This window comes from Chelatococcus sp. HY11, assembly GCF_018398335.1.
Taxonomy (GTDB): Bacteria; Pseudomonadota; Alphaproteobacteria; order Rhizobiales; family Beijerinckiaceae; genus Chelatococcus.
The window spans coordinates 94,813-118,723 of record NZ_JAHBRX010000002.1; the positions used below are offsets into that span (position 1 = coordinate 94,813).

A 23,911-nucleotide genomic window follows, 5' to 3' on the forward strand; every position below is an offset into this window, starting at 1 on the left:
TTCCCCTCAACCCTTCAGGCCTGTCGCCGCGATGCCCTCGATCAGGCGCCGCTGAAAAATGAAGAACACAAGAAACAACGGGACCAGTGACAAGAGCGACATCGCAAGCAGCGGTCCCCAGGATGACGCGCCCTTGGACGACATCAGGAGGCTCAACCCCTGTGGAACGGTGTATTTGTCCATCGATGTGAGATAGACGAGTGGCGACAGAAAATCCTCATAGGTCCAGATGAAGGAGAAGACGGCTGTCGTGACCAGCGCGGGCGTGAGCAATGGCAGGATGACCGACCAATAGATGCGGATTGGTCCCGCGCCATCGACCGTGGCGGCTTCGTCAAGCTCGCGCGGAATGCCGCGAATGAACTGGACCATGAGGAAGATGAAGAAGGCGTCCACCGCGAGAAATTTCGGCACGACGAGTGGTAGAAACGTATTGACCCATCCGAGGCTGTAGAACAACGCGTATTGCGGTATCAGCGTCGCGTGCAACGGAATCATGATCGTCAGCATCATCAGCGCGAACAGAGTTTTCTTGAACGCGAAGTTGAGGCGGGCGAAAGCGTAGGCGACCATGCTGCACGCCATGACATTACCGACGACGGCAAGGCAGGAGATGATGAACGAGTTGAGGAAGAACGTACTGAAAGGAAGCGCAGCACCCCGCCAGCCATCGATGTAGTTCTGCAACCTGAACCGGGCGGGCCACAGGCTGAGGTCGGAAAATATCAGGTTGGACGGTTTGACCGAACTGCTCGCCAGCCAGAGGAGAGGATAGATCATCACGAGCGCACCAGTGATGAGACAGGCATGAACGGCCAGTCCGCGCCAACTGACGGGCTTTGGACGATTCGGTTGCGCCGTCGCGGCCTCGGTCATGCTATGATCTCCTCAACTCAGCGTTCGTCGCCGTAGTGCACCCAATATCGCGCCGACAGGAAAGACGCGGCGGTTGCGGTTCCGATGATGCCGACCAGAACCCAGGCCATGGCGGAGGCATAGCCCATCTGAAAATTGGTAAAGGCCTGCTCATAGAGATAGAGAGTGTAGAATAGCGTTGCATCGGCTGGGCCGCCCTTTCCACCGCTGATAATATAAGCGGGGGTGAAGGCCTGAAACGCGCCGATGATTTGCATAACGAAGTTGAAGAAGATGATCGGCGTCAGCATAGGGATCGTGATGCTCACGAATTTGCGGATTGGACCCGCTCCGTCGACCTCTGCGGCATCGTAAATATCCTGCGGAATTTGCTTCAGGCCGGCGAGGAAAATCACCATCGGTGATCCGAACTGCCAGATCGCGAGCGCGACCAATGTATAGAGCGCGTAGTCCGTGCTCGTGATCCAGCTTGGGCCGTCGATGCCGAATTTCAGCAGGACTTGGTTGATGATACCGTCATAGGAAAAGACTTGGCGCCACATGATGGCGACGGCGACGCTGCCTCCCAGCAAGGATGGGAGATAGAAAACGGAGCGGTAAAAGCCGAGGCCGCGCAAGCCGCGATTGAGAAGCATCGCGATGCCAAGCGCAAAGGCCAGCTTGAGGGGCACGGACAGGAAGACGTAGGAAAAGGTGACTTTGAGCGACTGGTAGTAACGGCTGTCCTCAAAGGCCATCTTGATATAGTTGTCGAAACCTATCCATTGCGGTGCAGAAAACATATCGTAGCTAGTCAAGGACAAGTAGAACGACGCCAGAATCGGACCGAGTGTCAGGCAGATCATGCCGATCAGCCATGGCGACAGAAACAGAAAGGCCGCAACGTTGTTGTTGGCGTCCATGCCGACCTTTACGCGCCGGCGGGGAACGGGATGTGCCGACGTCGCATTGGCGGGAAGTTTCGCCTGCACGATCATGCTCATGGTTGCTCATCCCTAAGAGAATGGGTGCGATGGCTGTTGCACAGCCATCGCGGCTTCCGTGCTGGAAGCAATCCCCGTGATCATGGACAGCGTGCGGGAATTGCCGGAGCACGCATGTGTTTTCGCGTGCCGGGCCCTCGAAGAAAACCCGCTATTTCTTCAGTCGCGCGCTCACTTCTCTGACAAATTGTTCCGCAGCCTGCTTGGGCGTGAGCTTCCCGAACGCGACCCCTTCATTGGCGCGGGTCAGCATGCCGGTCATGCCGGGAACGCCGGGGTATCGTGGCGCGGCTGGCTCCTTCTGCAGAACGTCGAGATAGGCGATGATCTTGCGATCGGCTTCAGATCCAGTCGCCGCGAAGGCATCGCGGGCGGCCTTTGAACAAGGGATCATGCCACTGCCGACATAGTAGGTCTTCGCGCCTTCGGGGTCGAAATGCATGAAGCGGATAATATCGATGACGTGCTTCTGATTGGGGGACTTGCCGGAAACCGTCGTCGAATTGCCGGCGTAGCAATAATGCCTTTGCTTCATCTCGCCGCCACGGAAACCATTCGGCATCATATGAAGAATGAGATTATCCTGGCTGAGCGCCTGGAAGCCGGCGAAGCTGTCAGTCAGCGTGATGTTCATCGCCGCGCGGCCTGCGACGATGCCCGAGGTACTGGGATCGTCATTACCCGCCAGGGCTTGTACGTCCCCGGGCGGCGTCGCTCGTGTTTCACGCAGCTTTTGCCAATAGGCGTACCACGCCTCCATGTCCTCAAGCTCAAAGCCGAGGCGGTGATCCTGGGTGAACATCGACTTTCCACGCGAACGCAGGAAAATATCGCAGGGAATATAGTTCCCGCCGGCGTCTTCGACGCCCCAGAAGCGCGGCCCGAGCGCCTTGTTCAGAGCCGTTGCTGTCTCGGCTAGTTCTTCCCAGGTCCACATATCAGCGGGAATCTTGATGCCGGCTTTCTCGAAGGCTGACGCATTGGTGATGATGGTCGGGCCAATCGCGTCATTCGGAATGGCGTACTGCTTGCCGTCGAACTTGGCGGCATTGACGGCACTCTGCAGATAGTCGGACAAGTTTATGGGATTTGGAACATAAGCGTCGAGCGGTGTCGTCACACCCCGGCGCGCATATTCCGCGAGCAAATCGACGTTGACGCTGAACATGTCAGGGGAATTCCCCCCAGCCGTTTCTGTCGCAATCTTGTCCGTGAATGCACCGAAGCTTGTAAATTCGGGAATGATTTCAACGTTCGGGTTCTTCTGCGTGTAAAGCTTGAGCGCGGCCAGCGTTTGGGTGAGCTGCTCCTGAGATTCAACATATCCGGCGAAGCGCACGCGCACTTTTTCCTGAGCGAAGCTGGACGCAAGTGGCAAGCTGGATGCGGCGGCAGCGCCGATCAAGGCCCCGCCTTGGCGCAGCACGGCGCGCCGGTTCATAAGTACCGACATGGGTTTCCTCCCCGTTATATGGACCTGTAGCCGGTCATCGTTAGTGCAACGAAACACCAAAACAGGCGGGTCGTCAACCCAGCTATACTCCCTTGTTTCGCGTAGCCTTACGCGATCTTCCTCCGATCGAGCATTTGACAAGCGGCTGGATCGATCATATCGGTAAATCGTTGCAGTAAGCGATCACAAGTTTTAAACGCGGTGGGGAAATGCCGGGAATTCACGATGTGGCAAAGGTCGCGGGAGTGTCGGCCAGCACCGTATCGAATGTGATCAATGGCCGGGGCAACAAGATGCGCCCGGAAACCCGCCAGCGTGTTCTCGATGCCATCGAATGGCTCAAGTATACGCCCAATAGCGCGGCGCGGCAGCTCAAGTCAGGGCTGAATACATCGCTCGGCCTCATCATTCCGTCCGCTGCCAATCCTTTTTGGGGGGCGGTCGCGCATCATGTCGAGCGCGCGGCGCGGAACCATGGCTATCGTCTGCTGATCTGTAACGCGGAGCGCGATCCCGACGTGGAGGCGCGCTATGCGGAGGCGCTGCTTGGTTCAGGTGTTACCGGCGTCATTCTCGGATCCTCACCGCTCAATTTCGATCACCTGCGCGATCTCGTCACGCGTGGATTGAAGATCGCGGCGTTCGACCAGCGCATCGGTGACGACGAACAGTATTGCGTCACCTGCAGCATCAGTGTCGACCAGGCGCTGAGCGGCATGCTGGCCGCGCAACACCTGATTGGGCTCGGCCACAAGCGTATTGGCGTGGTCACAGGCCCGATCAAGACCAACAGCCGCATCGATCGTGTCAGCGGTGTGCGCGCGGCGCTGGCGCGCGCCGGGCTGGAGCTTCCCGAGGAACTGCGCTGGCAGGGTGGCGGGGTCATCGGTTTCGGCGACATGGAGGGGTCCGAGCTTGGACGGATCGGTATCCGGGAGCTCCTTAGCCGCGATGAGCCCCCGACCGCGGTGGTCTGCGGCAACGACATGTACGCGCTTGGCGCCTATGCCGGGGCCCGCGATCTCGGCTTTCGCGTGCCGGACGACATCTCCATTGTCGGCTTCGATGACATCGCGATGGCGGAGATCGTTTATCCCCCCCTGACGACCATTCGCCAGCCCGTATTGGCCATGGCCGAACAGATTGTGGGATTGTTGATCCGGCGGGTCGAGGGCGACGAGATCGCAACGGAAGAAGCCTTCATCAATGTGCCGCCGCAGTTGATCGTCCGGGGATCAACCGCGCAGGCACGCATGACTGTCCGCAGCGGCTGACCATGCGGCAAGACGAGGGAGGACGGGAGATGAACCAGGACCTGGCGGGGCGTACGATCTTCATCGCGGGGGCGAGCAGCGGGATGGGGCGGGCCACGGCGATCGCATCCGCGCGGGCGGGGGCCGCACTCATCCTGCTCGGACGCAATTCGGCGGGGCTCGACATGACGGCGGCTCTGGTCCGTGAGGCAGCCCCCGGCTGCAAGGTCGCCACGCTCGTCGCGGATGCATCAGATGCCGCGGCCCTGGCGGAGGCCGTCGCTGGAATTGATCTCGATACGGTTGACACCTTGGTCAATTCCGTGGGCACGAATATTCCCGAGCGCGCGTTCGATCAGTTGACGTCCGATAGCTGGGCAAAGATGATCGACAGCAATCTGACTGCCGCGTTCAATCTATCAAAAGTATTTCTCCCCAGGATGCGCGCCCGCGGGAATGGATTGATCATTCACATCGCATCCACGGCCGCGCGTAAACCGGACAAGTCAGGAGCGGCCTATCAGGCGACCAAAGCCGGGGTGCTTTCGTTGACACACGCCCTGATGGAAGAGGAATGGCAGAACGGCATTCGCGCCAGCGCGATCCTGCCAGGCATGACGGATACCCCGCTTCTTGATCGCCGGCCAACGCCTGTCGCGCCGGAAGCGCGCGCCGCCGCGCTGCGACCGGAAGATGTCGCCGCGGCTTGCCTCTTCATTATGCGCCTGCCGCCGCGGGCGCATGTGGCGGAACTGCATATTGGCCCCAGTCAACGTTGAGAGCCGGTCGATGCTGGATCGACTGCGCATAATGCGGCGCTTGTCCTTTATGAATGCCAGAAACGAACGAAGACGTTGCGCGACAACGCATGAATGCAGAGATAGATAGGGAAGAAGCAGATGGATTTTTCAGGCAAGGTCGTGCTGATCACCGGTGGTGCCTCCGGCATCGGGGGCGCCACGACATCAGCCTTTGCGCAAGCGGGCGCCAAGGTCGCGTTCACCTATATCACCAGTGAACAGGAAGCTCGTGCAATTGAGGTGGAATGCGGCGCGCGGGGCCAAGTCGCCCGCGGGTTCAAGGCCGACATGAGCAAGCCGGAGGAGGTGGCAGCGATCGTCGCGAAAACCGAAAGCGAGCTCGGGCCAGTCGACGTGCTGTTCGCTAACGCAGGCGGATTGCTGCGCCGGGCGCGCTGTGTCGAGTCCAGTCTCGAGCTGTGGCAGGAGGCGTATTCCGTCAATGTCTTCAGCACTTTTCTCGTCGTGCAGGCCGTGCTCAGGTCGATGGAACCCCGCCGGCGCGGCGCCATCGTCATGATGTCATCGCTGGCGGCCTTCGATGGCGGCGGGCCGGGCGCCGCGCATTATGCGTCCAGCAAGGCCGCTGTCGCCACCTTCGTGCGAGCGTTGGCGAAGGAGGTCGGTCCAAGCGGCATTCGTGTGAATGGGGTGGCGCCTGGCCTCATCGGCACGCGTTTCCACGACACCTTCAACACGCCGCAGGGACGGGCAGCATCTGTCGAGCGGACGCCCTTGCGGCGAGAAGGCGTGCCCCAGGACGTGGCCGACGCTGTGCTGTTTCTGGCGTCAGACCGCGCGTCTTACATCACGGGGGAAATCACCCAGATCAACGGTGGTGTTGGCTTTTAGAATAGAAATAGAGAACCCTTGATTGCTTCTTGCTTTCGGGGAGTTGGCACTCACTCAAATACATGTGGCGGCATTCTGAGGTCCACATGAGTATTCGCCATTTTACTCAGCATCACTGAGGCGTGCAGCGAGGGCTGACACGAGCAGTGCGGCCGTACCAGGGAAGGAGGCGTCCATGTCGGAGCATGCAAAGCCGGTCGTTGCCATCTTGCTGACACCGCAGATGCGCGGGCAGCTCATTCCGCCGGCTGCCGAGGAACGGCTGTCGACACAGGCTGTCGTCATCGCCCCGGGTGAGGGCGAGTTGGCGGCCGCGGCGCTGCCGCGACTTCTCGAAGGCGCGACGATCGCCATCACGGGCTGGGGCACGCCACGGCTGGATGAGACGGTTCTAGAGCAATGCCAGAACCTGAAGCTCGTCACGCACGCCGCAGGAAGCATCCGACAGCTCGTGCCCTTCGCCGCGATCGAGAGCGACAGGATCCGCGTGACCCATTCGGCCATTCACATCGGTGAGGCGGTGGCCGAGTTCGTGATGGCGCATGTCTTCAATTTCTTGCGTCATCCGGTTGGGCTAGCGGAGGGAATGCGCGCCAGGGAGCCATGGTTTGAACTGCGCGCGCGCCTTCTTGGCCGCCTCCTCGGCGAGCAGACCGTCGGCCTTGTGGGCGCGGGCTATATCGGCCGCATGATGGTGCGGCAGTTCAGGGCCTTCAACGCGCGTATCCTCATGCATGATCCCTTTCTCGACGACGCTCGCGCTGCGGAACTCGGCGTTGAACTCGCGAGCCTCGATCGCCTCCTGACGGAGAGCGATATCGTCTCCCTCCATGTGCCATCGCTCCCGGAAACCCGGCACATGATTGGCACCGCTGAGCTTGCGCGCGTAAAGGACGGCGCGCTTTTCATCAATACGGCGCGTGGCGCCCTGATTGACGAGGAGGCGCTCATTGCCGAATTGCGAAGGGGACGCTTCACGGCTGTGCTCGACGTCTATGACAAGGAGCCTCTGGCCGATGACAGTCCCCTGCGAGCGCTCCCGAATGCCATCCTCGCTCCCCATGCCGCGGGCCACACTCATGAGACCTATCTGCGGCAAGGCGCGACAGCGGTTGACGAGGCATTGCGTTTCCTCGCTGGCGATACGCTTCGTCATGAAGTGACCAAGTCCATGCTGCCCAACATGGCGTGAGGCTTCCTGAGCAGCACTGGCTGCGGTCAGGAGCCAGGCGCGCGCCGGCTAAGGCCGGCTAGCGTGAGGAGACGCCGAAGCCCGCCATCCTGGCGGCCCTGACCAAGGCCTTGCGCGCGATGCGGCCGGATCGAAAACCCTCCAAGGCGTCCTGGCAGGCGACGAGAGCGAGCTTATACCTGTGATCGCGGCGCCCTGGCCAATCCCTCAGGAGCACCTCCACGGCCTCCCAGGCATTGGTGATCATACGCTGTTGCGAGGGCCCGAATGTCAGGCGAACAGGGGTGGCAAAATGCCAGTCGCTCATTGCGTCCTCCAGAAACTGCCGGTCGTCCTTTCAGTATCGAAGGGCGGGTGAATTTGTTCCCATCCCCTCTCCCGGGGCGAGAATCCCTCTCGCCGCGAAGCCAATCGTTACGAAGAGACGCCCGGAATCGTTAACGAGGCGTAAAGGCTCAAGGCGGGGTCTGTCGTGGTTCCGTTCGGCTTATCAGGCGTCCGGATCAAAAAACGACTGTTCACACCGAAGCCTATTTCAAGCAACTCACCCAGGGACGAAAGCTTGGCGCGGTCCGGATATTTTTTGGCGTGAATGCCTTGATCGAGTTTTGGGCTGCCAGATGGCGCTCAATCATCGGTTGATTCTCAAAGCGGATGCACATGACCGACTGCGTCGCAAGCGCCTGACCGCCGTGGTCAAAGCCCCTCCGCGGCTGCGTAGCTGGCGAGGACATCACGGATGTCCTCGACCTTGTCGCGCGTCAGCAAGGCCCGGGTCGTCACCGATTCGAGATGGTGGGTCATCAGCTGCGTGGCGGTGGCGGCATCACCCGCCTTCAATGCCTCCAGCAACTGCCGGTGTTCGGAAATCGCGCATTCGGATGAATGCGGCCGGCCATAGAGCGCGAGGATCAGCGAGCTGCGCGCCACCAGTTCGTTGACGTAGCGGATGAGCGTGGCGTTGCCGGTCATCGAGGCGAGCAGCGTATGGAATTCGCCCGCGAGGCGAATGGAGCGCGCGTCACCATGGCGGCGCGCCTCGTCCTCGCTGTCGATATGCCGTGACAGCGCATCCTGCTGGGAACCGGTGAGCTTGCCGGCCAGCAGTTCGACGACGAGCTTCTCAAGCGCGAAGCGCGTGACGAACAGGTCGTAGCCTTCCTCGAGGCTGGGGCGCGCCACAGCGGCGCCGCGATTGGGCCTGAGTTCGACGAGCCCTTCCTCGCTGAGCCGCAATAGGGCCTCGCGCACCAGAGTGCGGCTGACGCCAAGGCGCTCGCCGATGGAATCCTCCGGCAGCTTGGTGCCTGGTGGCAGCGCCTGGTCGAGGATCGCCCGCTTGAGCGCCCTATGTACCGCTGGGGAGCGCCCCCCCGCCGCCGCCTTATCTTTCGTCATATCCGGTCCTGCTTCCCAACGCCGAAAATCGCATACGATTCATACAGCGATTTGTACGGCATGCCGCAGGCTAATAGCCCGCGCCAGCCGCCGCAAGCGGTTGACGGGGTATGCGTCCCGGAATGCGGCAGATTTACCGCCGTTCTCAGCGTATGCGCGTCGGGATGGCGCCGCTCGCCCATTCGGCCTCGCTCATGGTCGCGAGGTCGAAATAGTCGCGTGTCGATGCGTAGCCCTGCCCGCCCATGCGGCCGACTGCGTCCAAAGCCCGGGGATCGACATGCAGGCGCTCGTTGACAATGTCGGCATGCAGATGCGCGTAGACGATCTCGCCGAGGACGATCTCCCGTGAATTGCCGATCGACAGCGTGACATGGTGGCGGCACTCGAAGGCGACCGGCGCCTCGGCTATGGCCGGGCACGCCACCTTCACGCCAGGCCGCGCGTGAAGACCGGCCTGCTCCAGCTCATCAATACCGGCCCCGAAGGGAACGGCCGTTACATTCATCGCCTCCAGCAGTCGACTGGAGGCGATGTTGACCGTGAACGCCTGCGTATTCTTGATGTTACGCCCGGTGTCCTTCTGCGCGCCGCTGGGGCGATACTCAACGCCGATCGCCAGGATGGCGGGGTCGGCGGACAGGCAATTGAAAAAGCTGAACGGTGCGGCATTGACCCGCCCTTCGCCGTCGATCGTCGTGACCCAGGCGATGGGGCGCGGCACGACGGCGCCGATCAGCAGCTTGTACTTGTCGCGCCCGCTCAGGGTGGCGAAATCGAAAGCCGCCGTCGGGGCCTGCGCCAGACCGGCAAGATCGTCGGAGAGCGTTTCTGCGGTCATGGTCGCATACTCGATGAGTTTGAGTGCTGATCACGCATCGGATGCCGAGGCGCGGCGGCCGAGATAGGCGCGGGAAATGGTCGGATCGCCGATGATCCTCGCGGGCGTGTCCACGGCGATGACCCGGCCGAGTTCCATCACCACGGCGGTGTCGGAGATCGAGAGCGCGCCCTTCACATTCTGCTCCACCATGATGATGGTGGTGCCGGCGTTCTGAATGTCGCGCACGACCTGCAGCACGATGCCGAGATTCTTCGGCGACAGCCCGATCGAAGGCTCGTCGAGAAGCAGGACGCGTGGCTCCTTCACCAGGACCATGGCCATCTCGAGGATCTGCTGCTCGCCGCCGCTGAGATTGCCCGCGGCCACATGGGGCTTCGCGGCCAGTACCGGGAACAGGGCGAAGATCCCGTCCAGACGCCGGGCCGCCACCTCCCGCGCCAGCCCGTAGGCGCCGAGCGAGAGGTTCTCGCGCACGCTCATCAGCGGGAAATTGCAACGCCCCTGCGGCACGAAGGCGAGGCCCTGTTCCAGACGGCGGATCGGCGACAGTTCCTCGATCGCCTGGCCTTGCAACATGATAGTGCCGGCGAACCGGCGATTGAGGCCGTAGAGCGCCTTGAGGAGTGTCGATTTGCCGGCGCCGTTCGAGCCGACGATGGTGGTGATGGTCCGTGCCTCGATATCGAGCGACACGTCCTCGACGATCGGCTCATCGCCATAGCCGGCCGACAGATTGCGCAGCGAGAGGATAGGCCCGTTCGCGATAGCCCCATTCATGCCGCGACCTCCGGAATGGCCGTGCCGAGATAGGCATCGAGCACGCGCGGGTCGGATTGCACGTCGTCCGGCCGCCCTTGCGTCAGCAACTGGCCGCCGACGAGAACGATGACGTGATCGCTGAGCGCCATCAGGAAATCCATGTTGTGCTCGACGACCAGCAGCGTCGTCCCCAGCGCCCGCAGCTCGCGCAGGGCCTTTTCGACCTCGGCGATCATGGTGGGATTGATGCCGGACACGGGCTCGTCGAGAATGGCGAGCTTGGGGCGTGCCACGATCAGCGCCGCGATGGCGAGCAGTTTGCGCTGACCGTAAGACAGCACCTGCGCGGGCGCTTCGGCATAGGCGGAGAGGTTGACCTTGCCAAGCGCCGCGACTGCCGCCTCCCTGGCCTCGCGTTCTGCGGTCCTGAGCCGTCCGGTGCGCAGCAACGCATCGAACCAGCCGACGTTCTGATGCTCCTGAACGGCCACCAGCAGATTGTCGAGCACGGACAGATCGTCATAGCAGCGCACCATCTGGAACGTGCGTACCAGGCCGGCGCGTGAATGCGCTTCCGGCGACAGCCCGGTCAGGCGCGCGCCGGCCAGAAACCAGTCGCCGCCATTGGCCTTCTGCACGCCCGAGATGCAATCGATGGTCGTGCTCTTGCCCGAACCATTGGGCCCGATGACGCCGGTGATGGTGCCGCCGGCAACGGTGAAGCTGAGACCGTCCACCGCCTTGGTGCCATAATAGCTTTTGACGAGACCTTCGACGCGCAGCAGTGGCTCAGCCATGGCTCGAGCCTCCTGACGTGGCTGGCGCGGCCTGGCGTGCCTGGGCGGCAAGGCGCTTGCGCCATCCGTCGACCGCCCGTTGGCGCGCCAGTCCGGCTATCCCCTTGGGGAAGCTCAGCACCGCCGCGATGAGGACGAAGCCGTAGAGGATCATGCGCAGGTCCTTGGAGAACAGGAGCAGATCCGGAATGACCGTGAAGGCGACGGCCGACAGGATGACCGCCCAGAAATGACCGAGCCCGCCGATGACGACCATGATGAGGAGGGTCTCGGTGTAGTAGAAGTCGAATATCGAGGGATCGACGATGGTGAGATGCGTCACGAGGAGCGCGCCGCCAAGCCCGGTGAAGAAGGCCGAGATCGCCAGTGACAAGAGCTTGTAACCCAGCGTATTGAGCCCCTGGGTGCGTGCCAGCGCCTCATTGCCCTTCACCGCCAGAAAGCCGCGGCCGATCCGGCTCGACAGGACGGCCGCCATGATAGCGATCGAGATTATGGCGAAGGCGAAGGCCAGCCAGAAGAAATCGCGCGGATGCTCGATGCTCAGGCTGCCGAGATGCGGCGCCGGCAAGCCGGGCAGTCCCATCGAGCCACGGGTCACCTCAACCCAGTTGCGCGCAAGGATCACGCACAACAAAGAGGCGGTGAGCGTGGCGATGCCGAAGGAATGGCGCGACAGGCGCAACGACGAATAGCCGATGAGGAGGCCGAACAGGCTGGCAAGGGCAGCGCCGGCGGGGGCGGACAGCCAGAACGACAAGCCGTAGTCCTTCGACAGCACCGCCGAGCCATAGGCGCCGATGCCGAGAAAGGCGACCTGCCCGAGGCACAGCAGGCCGGTGTAGCCGTAGACCATGTTGAAGGCCGTGGCCACCGTCGCGAAGATCGCCGCCGAGATGCCCACGGTGAGCACATAGGTGCTGCCGAAGAGGCCGACAGCCACGCCGGCTACGATCAGGATGGCGGCAAGAAGGCGCCCGTTCATATGCGTACTCCCCGCCCGAACAAGCCTTCCGGCTTGAACAGGAGAATGAGGATCATGAAGGCAAAGCTCAGCGTGTCGGCCATGACGAGCGAGCCGAGCGTTCCGGCGAAGCTCTCAAGCATGCCGATCATCAGGGCGGCGATGATCGTGCCGCCGAAATTGCCCAGCCCGCCGATGGTGACGATGGCAAATGCCTTGAAGATGAAGGCGAAACCCATGGTGGGATGGATGGAATAGACCGGCGCGAGCGCCGCGCCGGCAAGCCCCGCGAGGCCGACGCCGATGGCGACGGCGAGCCGGCTGACGGCGCGTACGTCGATCCCGACCATCATCGCCGCGTCGTGGCTCTGGGCAAGGCCGCGCATGGCGCGTCCGAGCTGGGTGTGATGCAGCATCCACCAGACGAGGCCGAGCGCCGCTGTGGCGAGCGCGGCGGCGAGCAGCTTGAGCGCCGGCACAGCCACGCTCCCGAAGGTGTAGGCGCTGTAGGACAGCGTATGCGGCACCATGCGCGGCGTCGTGGTGAACAGGAAAATCGCCCCGTTCTGCAGCACCATGGCGAGACCCATGGTGCCGAGCACGCTGCGCTCGAAATCCTTGCCCGCGAGGCGGCGCAGAAGCACCTCGTAGAGCACGGCGCCGACGCAGAGCGCGGTCAGCATGACGAGCGCGATGGACAGGCTGAACGGCGTCTCCAGATAGCCGGCGACGAAATAGGCGAGCATGGCGAAGACCATGTAAAGCTCGCCATGGGCAAAGTTGACGATGCCGATCACGCCGAATGTCAGCGACAGGCCGGAAGCGATCAGGGCGTAGACCGCCCCGATCATCAGGCCATTGACCAGCAGTTGCAGCGCGAAAGCGGTATCCATCGCGTTATCCGATTATTCGCTTTGAGTGGTCAGGTCTTGCTGAGACCGACGATCGATACCTTGCCGTCCTTGATCTGCAGGATGACGGCATAGTTGTGGGCGAGATTGTTCTCGTCGAAGACGATCTCGCCACCGATCAGCGACTGCATGCGCGTGGCCTTCAAGGCATCACGGACGGCGGTGCGGTCGACCGACGGCGCGCGGGCGATCGCGTCCAGCAACGTGCGCATGGCGTCATAGGCTGAATAGGCGATCGCGTTCGGCTCACGGCCATGGGCTGCCTTGAACGCGGCGACGAAGGCCTTATTCTCGGGCGTGTCGATCTCGAAGGAGTAGGGCTGGACGGAGGTCGAGCCGTCGATCGCACCGGACTTGATGATCTCGGCCGGGATGACATCGGTGATCAGGCGGCCGGTCAGCGGCATCTTCAAGCCCGACGTCATGAACTGACTGACGATGTTGCGCTGGTCGCCGGCCAGTGCATAGAGCGCGAGAACGCTCGGCTGCATGCTGCGCAGCTTCGTCAGGACGGCCGAGAAATCCGCCGTGCCCTGCTGGTAGAAGTCGGCGGCCGCGAGCTTGCCGCCGCCTGCCTTGAGGGCTGTTTCGAAGCCGCTCGCGCCCGAGCGCCCGAAGTCCGTGTCCTCGCCCAGAAAGGCGATCTTGTCGGCGAGGCCCTGCTTCTTCAGCCAATCGACCATGGCGACAGCCAGGGTGGCGTCGCTCGGGTTGAACTTGAAGGTCCATGGATTGCCGCCGACGCCGGACTTGTCGGAGATCGATGTGGCCGACGCCGTGGCGACCACGAGCGGAATGCGCTCGCGCTCGACCACCGGCATGACTGAAAGCACAACGGAACTGCACAGGCCGTCGAACAGCGCGACATAGGCCGGGTCCGACAGCATCTGCGTAGTGACCTTGACGGCCTCGGCGGGATTGCAGCGGTTGTCCTGCACATCGAACTGCACCTTGCGGCCACGGATGCCGCCCGCCGCGTTCACCTGCGCGACCGCGAGCTCGGCGCCCCAGCGCGCCATCTCTCCGAAACTCGCGACATTGCCGCTGAGTGGCAGGGTCGAGGCGATCATAATCGGGGCGTTGTCCTGCGCCCGGGCGGCGTGCAACGGCAGCACACCGGACAAGGCGGCTGCGAAAGCGAATGCGATAAGGCTTTTCATGATCGGTACCCCTGGATCAGCTCGTTCGCCTAGCCTTTGGGCTGGCCTCCTGTTGAGAATACGATACATTTCTCATGCCAATTCGCATACAAAAATACGATACAAAATTTATCATTGTTTTTCATGCGTATAGGTAAAACAATCCACAGAGAGGTCTCCGATGGCTCGTTTCCCCGCTGCCACTGCGCGCATAGGCATTCTGGTTCCTGCCTTTAATTCGAGCACACAGCCCGAAATGGAGGCAATGCGCGTGCGGGGCGTCAGCAACCACGTCGCGCGGATCGACATGCCGAACACGCCGTTGACTTCCGACGCCAACCAGGCGGAGGTCGTGGCGCAGATCGGGCCGGATCTGCCGGCGGCCATCCGGCGGGTGTCGGCGGTCGCGCCGAACGCCATCATCCTCGGCATCTCCATCGGCAGCTTCTGGCGGGGAGTCGCGGGCGGACGGGCACTGCGCGAAGAGCTACAACAGCAATGCGACGTGCCGTTCGTCACGGCCGACGATGCTCTGCTGGAGGCGCTGGGTCATCTGCCAGAGGTTCGCCGCCTTGGCCTGATCACTCCGTTTCAGCCGGCGGCGAACGAGCGCATTCGCGCCTTCTTTACGGAGGCGGGTTTCACCGTCGACATGATCCATTCGACAAACGCAACGTCCGGCCTCAGCATTGCCGATCTGCCCGAGGAGGGGATCATCGCGGCGATCAAAAAGGTCGCGGCGAGCGATTGCGACGCGGTGCTGCAGGTCGGCACCAATCTGGCCACCGCGCAGCTGATGGACGAAGGCGAGCGCTGGCTCGGCAAGCCCTGCCTGTCGGTGAATGCCGCGCTGTATTGGCGAGCCCTGCGGCTGTGCGGCGTCGAGACGCCGCTCGAGGGTTTCGGCAGCGTCTTCGCCCGCTTCTGATCAGACTGCGCGGTCTTTCGCGCCGCTCATTGCGCGACGAGGCCGGCAAGCGCCTGATCGAAGACCTGCGAGGCACGGAAGGCGACCATCTCGTGCCAGTCGGGCCGCGCGGGCATGTAGGCGTGCAGCATGTCGGCCTTGATGCCCCGCGTCAGCGGATCGTTCCAATCCGGCGTGCCCTGAGCATGTAGCCAATGGTCGCGGCACAGGGCGCGCTGCATGAAGAAGGGGACGCGTGTGCCAAATTCCAGATAGGCGAAGGTAAGACCCTCGCCGATCCGTGCACGCCAACCGAGATGGGCCATGCCGAGCTGGGGCACGATCACCGATCCGCCCAGCGCCGGCTGCGTCAAGGTAGGCCCGTACCAGTCTACCAGCCGCTGCGCCGGCTCCGTCATGGGATCCGCGCCGGCGATCAGTTCGCCATAGCCATAGGGGCCGAGACCGGTGTGCAGATCGACGACGGCGACCTTGCGCCCGGCAAGCGCGTAGGCGTCGATGATCTCTTCACTGGTGCGCCGCGCCCAGGTCGGGCCGCTGCCGCCATAGAACAAGCCCTCGGGATTGGAATACTGGCCGGCACCGCGAGCCGCGAGATAGGCGGCCTCGCCGTGGCGCGCCTTGTAGTCAGCGAAGCGCGCTTCAGCACCCGCGAGGGTTGCCTCGTCGATGGAGGGTGTCACGAAGGCATCGGCCAACTCGCGATAGCCGGGATTATCCGGCAAGCTTTGGCTGAAATCGATAAAATTGCGGTTGAGATCCACGCCCTCCTCGGTCGTCCGGCGGAGCCAGGCGAAGCCGAAGGGGTTGATAGCGTGGATGAACAGAACGGCCGTATCCCGTGGCAGCGCGGGCTCGCGCATCCGCCGCAGCCAGGATACCTGCATCCCCGAGCCCGCGAAGCCCTCCGCGCCGTGCGCACCGCTGATGGTAACAAGAACCCGGGGCGCGTCACGGGCCCCGATCCATGCGCATAAGGTGCTGAGACGTTCACCCTGTGGCCCGCGCAGCGGGTGGCTGGCGCGTTCGATCACCGCACCCGCCGCCGTGGCAGCCACGGTGAAGACCGCCTCAGCACTCGTGTACTCGGTTTGAAAGGCATTTTGCATGGAATGTTGCCCTTGTTCTGTCTACAATATCTATAGGCCGCAGATTGGGGCAATTGAAGCATGATCGAGATCTTTTTCTCTCCAACCGCCAATTGCCAACGTGTGCTGCTGGCGGCCGCATTGATGGATTTGCCCTACCGCGTGCATCCGGTCGACCGTGCCGCCGGCGAGCAGAAGTCCGCAGATTTCCTGGCGATAAACCCGGCTGCGGCCGTCCCGGCCATCATCGACCATGGCGTATCGCCGCCTTTGGTCTTGGCTCAGTCCGGCGCGATCCTGGTTTATATGGCGGAGAAGTCGGGCCGTTTCCTGCCGGAGGCGGGACCGCCGCGCTATGAGACGATGCACTGGTTGATGCAGGTGATGACCGATGTGAACGCTGCGGCCTCTCTGGGCTTCATGGCGCGCCAGGGCATCGTGCCGGGTCTCGACGACGCCGGGCGGGACTTTTTCCGCGAGCGGCTGGCGCGCTTCCTCGCGACATGCGAGGCGCGGCTTATCTCCCGCGCCTATTTGGCAGACAAGCTGAGCATCGCTGATATCGCCCTTTACCCGATCATCGTGAATCACTTTAAGGCTGTCGACATCGGCACGGCCTATCCGGCGCTGTCGCAGTGGGCGCGAAGGATCGAGGCGACCGGGCCTGTCGCCGCGTTGCTGCCTCTGCCCGGCTGACGGCGTCGCCGTGAAACCTGATGGGCTGCTTCGAGAAGTACCTGTGCCCTGAGTGAAAGCGCTTCTATAAGGAGTGTTTCATGCAGCATCGGAGGGCTAGCCTCCCGATGTATCGACCGGAATACACAGCAGGACAGGCAGATGGAACAAAGCTGGCGTTGGTTCGGACCGGGTGATGTCGTTCCCCTGCATGCCATCCGCCAAGCGGGCGCGAGCGGCGTCGTGACGGCGCTGCATCAGATCCCCTATGGCGAAATATGGAGCGTCGAGGGGATCGAGGCGCGTAAGGCGGAAATCGGGGCGGACGCTTCGCTCGGCCTGCACTGGAACGTGGTCGAGAGCCTGCCGATCCATGAGCGTATCAAGCTCGGGGAGGGGGATCTCACGTCCCTGTTCGACAACTACCGCCAGTCCATGCGCAATCTCGCGGCCTGCGGCGTCAGGACGATCTGCTACAATTTCATGCCGGTGGTGGACTGGACACGCACCGAGCTCGCGCATGCCCTGCCAGGCGGTGGACGGGCGCTGCGCTTCAACGCCCATGAATACGCGGCTTTCGATTGTTTCATGCTCGCGCGCCCTGGGGCGGAAGCCGACCATTCCGAGGACGTGCTCGCCCGCGCGCGCAGCTGGTTCGCCACGGCCAGCGACCAGGACAAGGCGACGCTGCTCGCGAGCATCATGGCAGGCCTGCCCGGAGCCTTCGACCGCTACGACATTCCCGCGCTCCGCAAGATGCTTGACCGATATAAGGGCATCGATGTCGATGGCCTCCGGACCAATCTCGCCCGCTTCCTGCGTGAGGTGATACCCCTGGCCGAGGAACTTGGCATCCGCATGGCGATCCACCCGGATGATCCGCCGCGCCCGTTGATGGGCCTGCCGCGCATCGTCTCCAGCGCCGAGGATCTCGCCTTCATCACCGAGGTTGTCGACGCCGACGTCAACGGCATCACATTCTGCACCGGTTCGCTCGGCGCCGGCGTGCACAACGATGTGACGGGAATGGCACGGCGGTTCGCCAGCCGGATCCACTTCGTGCATCTGCGCAACGTCGCCAAGGAGCCGGATGGGTCTTTCATGGAGGCGGATCACCTCGGCGGGGACACCGACATGGTCGCCGTCATTGAAGCGTTGCTCGTCGAGCAGAAGCGACGCCTGGATAGCGGTGACCAGCGTTGGCGACTGCCGTTCCGCCCGGACCACGGCCACGAATTGCTCGACGATGTCGGCAAGGGCAGCTTCCCCGGCTATTCCGCGGTAGGCCGGCTCAAGGGGCTGGCCGAGTTGCGCGGCGTCATGACGGCGATCTCGACACTGAAGTCGCTTCCCATCTGATCGCGCTGTCCTTTGCCCCCGTTGCGACGCCGGCTAGCCCTTCACGGCGCCGGCGGTGAGGCCGGCCACGATCTTGCGCTGGAAGATCAGCACCAGGACGATGAGCGGCAGCGTCACCACCACTGACGCGGCCATGATGGGCCCCCATGGCAGCTCCTGCCGGCTTCCGCCGCTCAGCAGCGCGATGGCGACCGGCACCGTTCGGCTTTCCGACGACAAAGTCAGCGTGAAGGCGAACAGAAACTCGTTCCATGCGAGGATGAAGGCGAGCAGGCCGGTCGGCACCATCGCCGGCAGCATGAGCGGCAGAAAGACGAGGCGCGCCGTCTGCCAGGGCGTGGCGCCGTCGGCGATCGCCGCTTCCTCCAGCTCTTTCGGCAGCTCGCGCATGAAGGTGGTCAGGATCCAGACCGTGAATGGCAGTGTCAGTACGAGATTGGCGAGCATGAGCCCGGGCAGCCGGTCATAGAGGCCGAGCGCGCGCACCAGTTCAAACATGCCCGAGAGCACGGCAATCTGCGGAAACATCGAGACGGCGAGGATGAGAAAGAGCATGGGGCCGCGACCGCGGAAGCGCATCCGCGCCAGCGCATAAGCCGCCGTCATGCCGAGAAAGAGCGACACGGCCACGACGACGATCGCCACCAGCATCGAGTTCAGGATATTCAATCCGAAGGCTTGCTGCGTGAAGATCTGCGCGTAGTTCGTCAGGTCGAAGCGCTCCGGCCAAAGCCTGGGGATGAAGAGCTCCGTGCCGGTGCGAAACGACGAGACCAGGGCGTAGTAGAAGGGAAACAACGCCACGATCAAAATGCCGGAGACGATCAGCGTGAAGGCGCTCCTCGCCAGCAGCCGCCTCACGACATAAGTCCTGTCCGAGACCGGCATCATCGTGTGGCCCCCTTGTCGAAGTCGAGCCGTCCTAGCGCGATGACCGAGATCGTGATCATGGCGATGATCAGGAAGAGCAGCGTCGAGGCTGCCGAGCCATAGCCGACGTCCTGGAAATCGACGAGCTGCTGGCGCGCGTAGATCGACATCGACATGGTGCTGCGGGCGTTCGAGGTGAGCACATAGATCAGGTCGAAGATGCGCAGCGCATCGAGCGCGCGGAAGATGACAGCGGTGATGATCGCGGGACGCAACAGTGGCAGGGTGATGTGGATGAGCGCGCGGACCGGCCCCACGCCATCGACCTTGGCCGCCTCATAGCAATCCTGCGGCAACATCTGCAGCGCGGCGAGAAAGAGCAGGGCCATGAAGGGCGTGGATTTCCACACATCCACGATGAGTACGGCCCATAGCGCCGTGTCGGCGCTCGCCGTCCAGGCGACGGGCGTGGTGATGACGCCAAAGCCCATGAGCACGTAGTTGATCACCCCGAACTGGTCGTTCAGCATCCAGGCCCACATCTTGGCGGAAACGACGGTCGGGATGGCCCAGGGCACGAGGATGGCGGCGCGGACCACACCACGCAGGGGAAAGCGCACGTTCAAGGCAAGGGCGACGGCGAGCCCGAACACCACCTCGAGGCTCACGGAGACGACCGTGAACCAGAGTGTGACCGAGACGGCGTTCCACCAGTCCGGCTCGGCGAGCACGCCGAACCATTCACCGTCGTCGAAGGCCAGATAGTTGTCGAGCCCAACGAAGCCATAGCGGGTGAGGTCGTCGAGCCGGGCGTCCGTGAAGCTGAACCAGATGGTGCGCGCCAGCGGCCAGCCCGCCACGACGGCGAGCGCGATCAGCGTCGGCGCCAGGAACATCCACGCGGTTCGGACGCGCGCTCGCCCGGGATCCGCCGATGCCGAGGCCATCGATGTCAGCCCCATCCTGGCCGCCGGGGCACGCGGATCGCTGATCCCCCTTGGCCAGGCGGGGCTTGCCTGCTGATCGGCCATCCCCGCTACCAGCCGCGCCGGCTCATGCGCTTCAGCTCGCTCTCAAGGCGCGCCAAGGCGGGGCTCGCTTCGGATTGGCCGGACAGCACCTCATGCACGGCACCCCAGAATGCGTAGGAGACCCGATTGTAGTTCTGTCCCGTCACGCGTGATGGACGCGCCACCGCGTTCGTGAACGTGGAATACAAGGTCTTGAAGAATGGGTTGGCCTTGAGAACCTCCGCATCCTCATAGAGCGTGGGCATCGTTGGATTGTAGGAGGCAATGACCGCCCGTCGCTTCTGCTCCTCCCGGCCGGTCAGGAACATGGCGAGGTCGGCGGCTTCCTTCTGGTGCTTGGAATAGCGGGAGACAGCCAGGTTCCAGCCGCCAAGCACGCCCGAGTGCTTGCCGCCATCACCCCCACGGGGCAGGGCCGTCACGCCGACCTTGCCGCGCACCGGGCTGTCCTGGCCATTGGCGAGCGCCCAGGCGTAGGGCCAGTTACGCATGAAGACGGCGTTGCCGGACTGGAAGACTCCGCGTGCTTCCTCTTCTGCATAATTGAGCACGCCCTCGGGCGCGATCCTCTTGACCCATTGCTGGGTCAGCGCCAGGGCTGCCTGGGCCTTGGGATTGTTGACCGTGATGGCGCCCTCGGCATCGACGATCGTGCCGCCGCCGAAACTGTCGATCCATTCGAGGGCGTTGACGGTGAGGCCCTCATAGGCGCGCCCCTGAAACACGAAGCCCCAGAGCGAGCTGTTGCCCGCATCACGCTCCGCCTTCTGGACCGTCTCGGCGGCCTTTGTCATGTCCTCCCATGTCTCGGGCACCTTGATGCCGTGCTTGTCGAGAAGATCCTTGCGGTAGTAGAGTACGCCGGCATCAGTGAAGAGCGGCATTGCGATCAGCTTGCCGTCGACGGTGTTGTTGTCGATGATCGACTTGAAATGTTCGGCCTCCTGGCCCTTGCTGTAGGGCTTGAGGTCGATGAAATGGCTCGCGAGAATGCCCGGCCAGACGACATCGAGCTGGAACACGTCGATATCGGAGGCGCCACCGGCGAGAAGCTGCTGGTAAAGCGCCAGCCGCTCGGTCGCGGAATTGGGTGAGGAGACCACCTTCACCGTATTGCCGGTTGTCTTTGCCCAGGCCTCGGCTCCCGTGCGGCAGAGTTCGAGCTCCTGGCCGACCGCGCCGCAGGAAATGGCGATATCGGTGGCCTCACCATGCGTGGTCGTCCCGAAGGCGAGACCTGCAAACAGGGCGAAGCACAATGGAAGTCGCTTCCACTCCATGGCTTATCCTCCTTTATCTTATCCCGTCAGCTCGGGTTGAAGCATCGTGTCGAAGCCTGGCCGCGCAAAGGCCCGGCCATTGAACCTGACTTCGCCGCTGCAACGTAAATGCTTGATCGGCGAAACGGTTTCCCGCCGGCTGTCCGCGAGGCTGCCGGACGCCGACGCAGATGCAAGCGACGAGGGGCGTCGTGTCGTCTATTCCGCGGCCACGGCGTGAGCGTCGTTGGCGTGACGGGGCAATTCGAAACGGCTCACGATATGTCTTGCCCAATTGGTCGAGTCATATTTCTCGACGCTCTTCCACATGGCATCCATCCGCCGTCTCTGCTCGTCCTCGGACATGTCGAGCGCGGAATCGATGGCCGCATCCATGGCGCGGGTCGAATAGGGATTGGTGAGAACCGCGCTGGAGAGCTCCACCGCCGCGCCGGTGAACTCGGACAGGACGAGGGCGCCCCCCATCCCTCGTCTCGCCGCGACATATTCCTTGGCCACGAGATTGAGACCGTCGCGTAGCGGCGTAATCCAGCACACATCAGCGCAACGGTAATACGCGACGAGCTCCTCGAAGGGCAGGGCGCGCGTGGACAGCAGGAGCGGCTGCCAGGAGAGCGTCGCGAAACGGCCGTTGATGCGACCCGCGATCTGCTCGATCTCGCGCTGCACGTTGCGATAGACACCCATGCCGGGGTTGGACGAGACGGAGGTGACAAGGAGCTGGAGAGTACCCAGAAGCTCCGGCCGCCGTTCCAGCAGTCGCTCGAAAGCGAGCAGCATATCCCGCGTGCCCTTCGTGTAGTCGGTGCGACCCACGGATATGATGAAACGCTTGCCGTCGAGGTCCTTCCGAATGGCCTCCTCGCGCTGTCGCGTGACCTCCCGTTGGCAGAGCTCGCGAATATACGAGGCGTTGGCACCCACGGGAAAGGCATCGATCCGGATCTCACGGCCGCCGTGCCGCAGGCGTGTCGGCATCACCGGCTCGGACAAGGCCGCGCCGCACGGTGTCAGGCTCTCCTCGACCGGCGTCTCCTCCAGGATCTCGACATCCTTGAGGCTGCGTGTCGTGGAAACAAAGCTCGCCGCATAGCGGGGAATGTGAAAGCCGATGAGATCGCAGGCGAGCAGGCTATCGATGATCTCCTCACGCCACGGCAGGATGTTGAACATGCTGGGTGCCGGGAAAGGCGTGTGGTGAAAGAAGGCGAGGCGCAGGTCCGGCCGCATCTGCCGGACATAGAGCGGCACGAGCCACAGATTGTAGTCATGCACCCATACCGTCGCACCTTCGGCCGCTTCCTCGACCGCGGCCTCCGCGAATAGTCGGTTCACTTCACGAAAGGTCGCCCAGTCCACCGGGTCGTAGTTATATTTCTCGGGGAACGAGTGAAGAATGGGCCAGAGCGCTTCCTTCGACGTGACGTGATAGAAGCTCTTGACCTGCTGCGCCGTCAAGGGCAGGCGCGAGACGGTATAGGTCCCATAGGAATCGGATATATCGACAACACGGTCGAATTTTTTCCTCCGCGATGGATCGATCTGCTTCCAGGCGACCCAGGAAGCATGGTCGACCGTGCTGAAAAAACTTTTCAAGGTCGGCACGATACCGTTCGGGCTGGCATGCTCACGGTAGATCGTCTTGCCGTTCTCCACCATCTCCTCGTAGGGCTGGCGATGATAGACGATGACGAGATTGGATTGGCTCATGGTGCGGTCCCCCCGCTACGCGTCCGGCGCGCGATCGCATCGAGAATGCCGCCGGCGCCGGCCTCCTTGCTGAAATGGACGGTGGCGAGATCGGCGATGCCGGCGCGCAGGGCCGGCTCGGAATTGCCGACAGCTACTCCGGCGTAGCCAGTCTCGAACAGCGACAGGTCATTCAGCGTGTCACCGGCGACGAGGACATCACCTGGATCAAGCCGCAGATGCTCGATGAGACGAACGAGCGTCGGCCCCTTGGAGACACCGGGCGGCAGCACATCGAAGAAAGTATCGGCGGACAGGAGGCAATCGAGGCCCGCCGCGCGCACCTTCTCGGCGGCATCCGGTGAAAGGGTCTGCGGATCGTAGAAGTAGCTGAGCCTGTAACGGAAGGCAGTGTCCTGAAGCTGCAGGCCCGGCTCCTCCGCGAGGAGTGCCATGACGCGCGCGCCGCTGTTGCCCCAGAGGCTGGCGATCGGCCGTTCCAATTCCTCGATCGGCTTGATAGTCGGGCCGCCCGCGATTGTCGTGCCGACATCGCCGATGACGAAATCCGGTTGGGGAACGGATGTGTCACGCACAAGTGCACGCACGAAAGGCAAATCCCGACCGGTCACGAAGATGAGTGTGATGTCCGATCTGTTGCTCTTGATCCAACTATAGAGCAGTTCCCGAATTTCCACTGATCCGCCAAGAAACGTGCCGTCAAGGTCCGTTGCCAGAACCAGGCGGCGTCTTTCCAGATTGTCCTGCAT

General features: G+C 62.8%; 24 protein-coding genes. 7 read left to right on the forward strand and 17 right to left on the reverse strand.

Features of this window, described 5'->3' with window-relative positions; translation table 11 throughout:
- Positions 1–6: 6 nt before the first annotated feature.
- The 3 genes from KIO74_RS21535 to KIO74_RS21545 form a co-directional block, all read right to left on the reverse strand.
- A complete protein-coding gene (locus KIO74_RS21535; protein WP_213336436.1) occupies positions 7–876 on the reverse strand; it encodes a carbohydrate ABC transporter permease in 870 nt (289 codons plus the stop codon).
- Between the two features lie 17 nt (positions 877–893).
- On the reverse strand, positions 894–1,778 hold the full coding sequence (locus tag KIO74_RS21540) for a carbohydrate ABC transporter permease (RefSeq protein ID WP_249731529.1): 885 nt from the start codon (positions 1,776–1,778) through the stop codon (positions 894–896).
- Between the two features lie 232 nt (positions 1,779–2,010).
- A complete protein-coding gene (locus KIO74_RS21545) occupies positions 2,011–3,312 on the reverse strand; it encodes an ABC transporter substrate-binding protein (RefSeq protein ID WP_213336438.1) in 1,302 nt (433 codons plus the stop codon).
- Between the two features lie 227 nt (positions 3,313–3,539).
- Here KIO74_RS21545 and KIO74_RS21550 point away from each other — a divergent pair, with 227 nt between their 5' ends.
- From KIO74_RS21550 to KIO74_RS21565, 4 genes are all read left to right on the forward strand, one after another.
- Positions 3,540–4,586, forward strand: a complete 1,047-nt coding sequence (locus KIO74_RS21550; protein ID WP_213336441.1) for a LacI family DNA-binding transcriptional regulator — start codon at positions 3,540–3,542, stop codon at positions 4,584–4,586.
- Between the two features lie 29 nt (positions 4,587–4,615).
- Entirely contained in the window at positions 4,616–5,344 is a 729-nt protein-coding gene (locus KIO74_RS21555; RefSeq protein ID WP_213336444.1) for an SDR family oxidoreductase, read from the forward strand.
- Positions 5,345–5,464: 120 nt separating this feature from the next.
- Positions 5,465–6,217, forward strand: a complete 753-nt coding sequence (locus KIO74_RS21560) for an SDR family NAD(P)-dependent oxidoreductase (RefSeq protein WP_213336446.1) — start codon at positions 5,465–5,467, stop codon at positions 6,215–6,217.
- 175 nt (positions 6,218–6,392) lie between these two features.
- Positions 6,393–7,409, forward strand: coding sequence for a hydroxyacid dehydrogenase (locus KIO74_RS21565; RefSeq protein WP_213336449.1), 1,017 nt, complete (start codon positions 6,393–6,395; stop codon positions 7,407–7,409).
- Between the two features lie 58 nt (positions 7,410–7,467).
- On the opposite strand, the gene KIO74_RS21570 is transcribed toward KIO74_RS21565, so the two are convergent.
- The 8 genes from KIO74_RS21570 to KIO74_RS21605 all read right to left on the reverse strand — a co-directional run bounded on the left by KIO74_RS21570 (position 7,468) and on the right by KIO74_RS21605 (position 14,242).
- The gene (locus KIO74_RS21570; RefSeq protein WP_213336452.1) at positions 7,468–7,716 is read right to left on the reverse strand and encodes a DUF982 domain-containing protein; all 249 of its coding nucleotides are present in this window, start codon (positions 7,714–7,716) and stop codon (positions 7,468–7,470) included.
- 389 nt (positions 7,717–8,105) lie between these two features.
- The gene (locus tag KIO74_RS21575) at positions 8,106–8,807 is read right to left on the reverse strand and encodes a GntR family transcriptional regulator (RefSeq protein ID WP_213336456.1); all 702 of its coding nucleotides are present in this window, start codon (positions 8,805–8,807) and stop codon (positions 8,106–8,108) included.
- Between the two features lie 145 nt (positions 8,808–8,952).
- Positions 8,953–9,648 (reverse strand): flavin reductase family protein, encoded by a 696-nt coding sequence (locus KIO74_RS21580; protein WP_213336459.1) that lies wholly within the window; start codon positions 9,646–9,648, stop codon positions 8,953–8,955.
- A 30-nt stretch (positions 9,649–9,678) separates the two neighbouring features.
- Positions 9,679–10,428 (reverse strand): branched-chain amino acid ABC transporter ATP-binding protein, encoded by a 750-nt coding sequence (locus KIO74_RS21585; protein ID WP_249731427.1) that lies wholly within the window; start codon positions 10,426–10,428, stop codon positions 9,679–9,681.
- Complete coding sequence (locus KIO74_RS21590) at positions 10,425–11,207, reverse strand: ABC transporter ATP-binding protein (protein WP_213336462.1); 783 nt, start codon at positions 11,205–11,207, stop codon at positions 10,425–10,427. The genes KIO74_RS21585 and KIO74_RS21590 overlap by 4 nt, the downstream gene beginning before the upstream one ends.
- Positions 11,200–12,192, reverse strand: coding sequence for a branched-chain amino acid ABC transporter permease (locus tag KIO74_RS21595; protein ID WP_213336464.1), 993 nt, complete (start codon positions 12,190–12,192; stop codon positions 11,200–11,202). The genes KIO74_RS21590 and KIO74_RS21595 overlap by 8 nt, the downstream gene beginning before the upstream one ends.
- Complete coding sequence (locus KIO74_RS21600) at positions 12,189–13,064, reverse strand: branched-chain amino acid ABC transporter permease (protein WP_213336467.1); 876 nt, start codon at positions 13,062–13,064, stop codon at positions 12,189–12,191. Before KIO74_RS21600 ends, KIO74_RS21595 begins: the two co-directional genes overlap by 4 nt.
- Positions 13,065–13,093: 29 nt before the next feature.
- Positions 13,094–14,242 (reverse strand): ABC transporter substrate-binding protein, encoded by a 1,149-nt coding sequence (locus tag KIO74_RS21605; protein WP_213336470.1) that lies wholly within the window; start codon positions 14,240–14,242, stop codon positions 13,094–13,096.
- A gap of 160 nt (positions 14,243–14,402) precedes the next feature.
- Between KIO74_RS21605 and KIO74_RS21610 the strand changes: the two genes are divergently transcribed.
- On the forward strand, positions 14,403–15,149 hold the full coding sequence (locus KIO74_RS21610) for a maleate cis-trans isomerase family protein (protein WP_213336473.1): 747 nt from the start codon (positions 14,403–14,405) through the stop codon (positions 15,147–15,149).
- A gap of 26 nt (positions 15,150–15,175) precedes the next feature.
- On the opposite strand, the gene KIO74_RS21615 is transcribed toward KIO74_RS21610, so the two are convergent.
- On the reverse strand, positions 15,176–16,258 hold the full coding sequence (locus KIO74_RS21615; RefSeq protein ID WP_213336476.1) for a DUF2817 domain-containing protein: 1,083 nt from the start codon (positions 16,256–16,258) through the stop codon (positions 15,176–15,178).
- Positions 16,259–16,318: 60 nt separating this feature from the next.
- Between KIO74_RS21615 and KIO74_RS21620 the strand changes: the two genes are divergently transcribed.
- Both KIO74_RS21620 and uxuA read left to right on the forward strand, forming a co-directional pair.
- Positions 16,319–16,933: a glutathione S-transferase family protein gene (locus tag KIO74_RS21620; protein WP_213336479.1), complete on the forward strand. Its 615-nt coding sequence runs from the start codon at positions 16,319–16,321 to the stop codon at positions 16,931–16,933.
- A gap of 141 nt (positions 16,934–17,074) precedes the next feature.
- Positions 17,075–18,271, forward strand: coding sequence for a mannonate dehydratase (gene uxuA / locus KIO74_RS21625; RefSeq protein ID WP_213336482.1), 1,197 nt, complete (start codon positions 17,075–17,077; stop codon positions 18,269–18,271).
- Between the two features lie 33 nt (positions 18,272–18,304).
- Here uxuA and KIO74_RS21630 read toward each other — a convergent pair whose 3' ends face one another.
- From KIO74_RS21630 to KIO74_RS21650, 5 genes are all read right to left on the reverse strand, one after another.
- Positions 18,305–19,132 (reverse strand): carbohydrate ABC transporter permease, encoded by an 828-nt coding sequence (locus tag KIO74_RS21630; RefSeq protein WP_213339117.1) that lies wholly within the window; start codon positions 19,130–19,132, stop codon positions 18,305–18,307.
- 26 nt (positions 19,133–19,158) lie between these two features.
- Positions 19,159–20,103, reverse strand: a complete 945-nt coding sequence (locus KIO74_RS21635; protein WP_213339119.1) for a carbohydrate ABC transporter permease — start codon at positions 20,101–20,103, stop codon at positions 19,159–19,161.
- Between the two features lie 74 nt (positions 20,104–20,177).
- On the reverse strand, positions 20,178–21,452 hold the full coding sequence (locus KIO74_RS21640) for an ABC transporter substrate-binding protein (protein WP_213336485.1): 1,275 nt from the start codon (positions 21,450–21,452) through the stop codon (positions 20,178–20,180).
- A 198-nt stretch (positions 21,453–21,650) separates the two neighbouring features.
- The gene (gene ggpS / locus KIO74_RS21645) at positions 21,651–23,162 is read right to left on the reverse strand and encodes a glucosylglycerol-phosphate synthase (RefSeq protein WP_213336488.1); all 1,512 of its coding nucleotides are present in this window, start codon (positions 23,160–23,162) and stop codon (positions 21,651–21,653) included.
- A complete protein-coding gene (locus KIO74_RS21650; protein WP_213336491.1) occupies positions 23,159–23,911 on the reverse strand; it encodes an HAD family hydrolase in 753 nt (250 codons plus the stop codon). Before KIO74_RS21650 ends, ggpS begins: the two co-directional genes overlap by 4 nt.

Excerpts from the sequence above, each read along its gene's own strand:
- KIO74_RS21535 (WP_213336436.1), bottom strand. The coding sequence starts at position 876 with ATGACCGAGGCCGCGACGGCGCAACCGAATCGTCCAAAGCCCGTCAGT.
- KIO74_RS21540 (WP_249731529.1), bottom strand. The coding sequence starts at position 1,778 with ATGGACGCCAACAACAACGTTGCGGCCTTTCTGTTTCTGTCGCCATGG.
- KIO74_RS21545 (WP_213336438.1), bottom strand. The coding sequence starts at position 3,312 with ATGTCGGTACTTATGAACCGGCGCGCCGTGCTGCGCCAAGGCGGGGCC.
- KIO74_RS21555 (WP_213336444.1), top strand. The coding sequence starts at position 4,616 with ATGAACCAGGACCTGGCGGGGCGTACGATCTTCATCGCGGGGGCGAGC.
- KIO74_RS21560 (WP_213336446.1), top strand. The coding sequence starts at position 5,465 with ATGGATTTTTCAGGCAAGGTCGTGCTGATCACCGGTGGTGCCTCCGGC.
- KIO74_RS21565 (WP_213336449.1), top strand. The coding sequence starts at position 6,393 with ATGTCGGAGCATGCAAAGCCGGTCGTTGCCATCTTGCTGACACCGCAG.
- KIO74_RS21570 (WP_213336452.1), bottom strand. The coding sequence starts at position 7,716 with ATGAGCGACTGGCATTTTGCCACCCCTGTTCGCCTGACATTCGGGCCC.
- KIO74_RS21575 (WP_213336456.1), bottom strand. The coding sequence starts at position 8,807 with ATGACGAAAGATAAGGCGGCGGCGGGGGGGCGCTCCCCAGCGGTACAT.
- KIO74_RS21580 (WP_213336459.1), bottom strand. The coding sequence starts at position 9,648 with ATGACCGCAGAAACGCTCTCCGACGATCTTGCCGGTCTGGCGCAGGCC.
- KIO74_RS21585 (WP_249731427.1), bottom strand. The coding sequence starts at position 10,428 with ATGAATGGGGCTATCGCGAACGGGCCTATCCTCTCGCTGCGCAATCTG.
- KIO74_RS21590 (WP_213336462.1), bottom strand. The coding sequence starts at position 11,207 with ATGGCTGAGCCACTGCTGCGCGTCGAAGGTCTCGTCAAAAGCTATTAT.
- KIO74_RS21595 (WP_213336464.1), bottom strand. The coding sequence starts at position 12,192 with ATGAACGGGCGCCTTCTTGCCGCCATCCTGATCGTAGCCGGCGTGGCT.
- KIO74_RS21600 (WP_213336467.1), bottom strand. The coding sequence starts at position 13,064 with ATGGATACCGCTTTCGCGCTGCAACTGCTGGTCAATGGCCTGATGATC.
- KIO74_RS21605 (WP_213336470.1), bottom strand. The coding sequence starts at position 14,242 with ATGAAAAGCCTTATCGCATTCGCTTTCGCAGCCGCCTTGTCCGGTGTG.
- KIO74_RS21610 (WP_213336473.1), top strand. The coding sequence starts at position 14,403 with ATGGCTCGTTTCCCCGCTGCCACTGCGCGCATAGGCATTCTGGTTCCT.
- KIO74_RS21615 (WP_213336476.1), bottom strand. The coding sequence starts at position 16,258 with ATGCAAAATGCCTTTCAAACCGAGTACACGAGTGCTGAGGCGGTCTTC.
- KIO74_RS21620 (WP_213336479.1), top strand. The coding sequence starts at position 16,319 with ATGATCGAGATCTTTTTCTCTCCAACCGCCAATTGCCAACGTGTGCTG.
- uxuA (WP_213336482.1), top strand. The coding sequence starts at position 17,075 with ATGGAACAAAGCTGGCGTTGGTTCGGACCGGGTGATGTCGTTCCCCTG.
- KIO74_RS21635 (WP_213339119.1), bottom strand. The coding sequence starts at position 20,103 with ATGGGGCTGACATCGATGGCCTCGGCATCGGCGGATCCCGGGCGAGCG.
- KIO74_RS21640 (WP_213336485.1), bottom strand. The coding sequence starts at position 21,452 with ATGGAGTGGAAGCGACTTCCATTGTGCTTCGCCCTGTTTGCAGGTCTC.
- ggpS (WP_213336488.1), bottom strand. The coding sequence starts at position 23,162 with ATGAGCCAATCCAATCTCGTCATCGTCTATCATCGCCAGCCCTACGAG.
- KIO74_RS21650 (WP_213336491.1), bottom strand. The coding sequence starts at position 23,911 with ATGCAGGACAATCTGGAAAGACGCCGCCTGGTTCTGGCAACGGACCTT.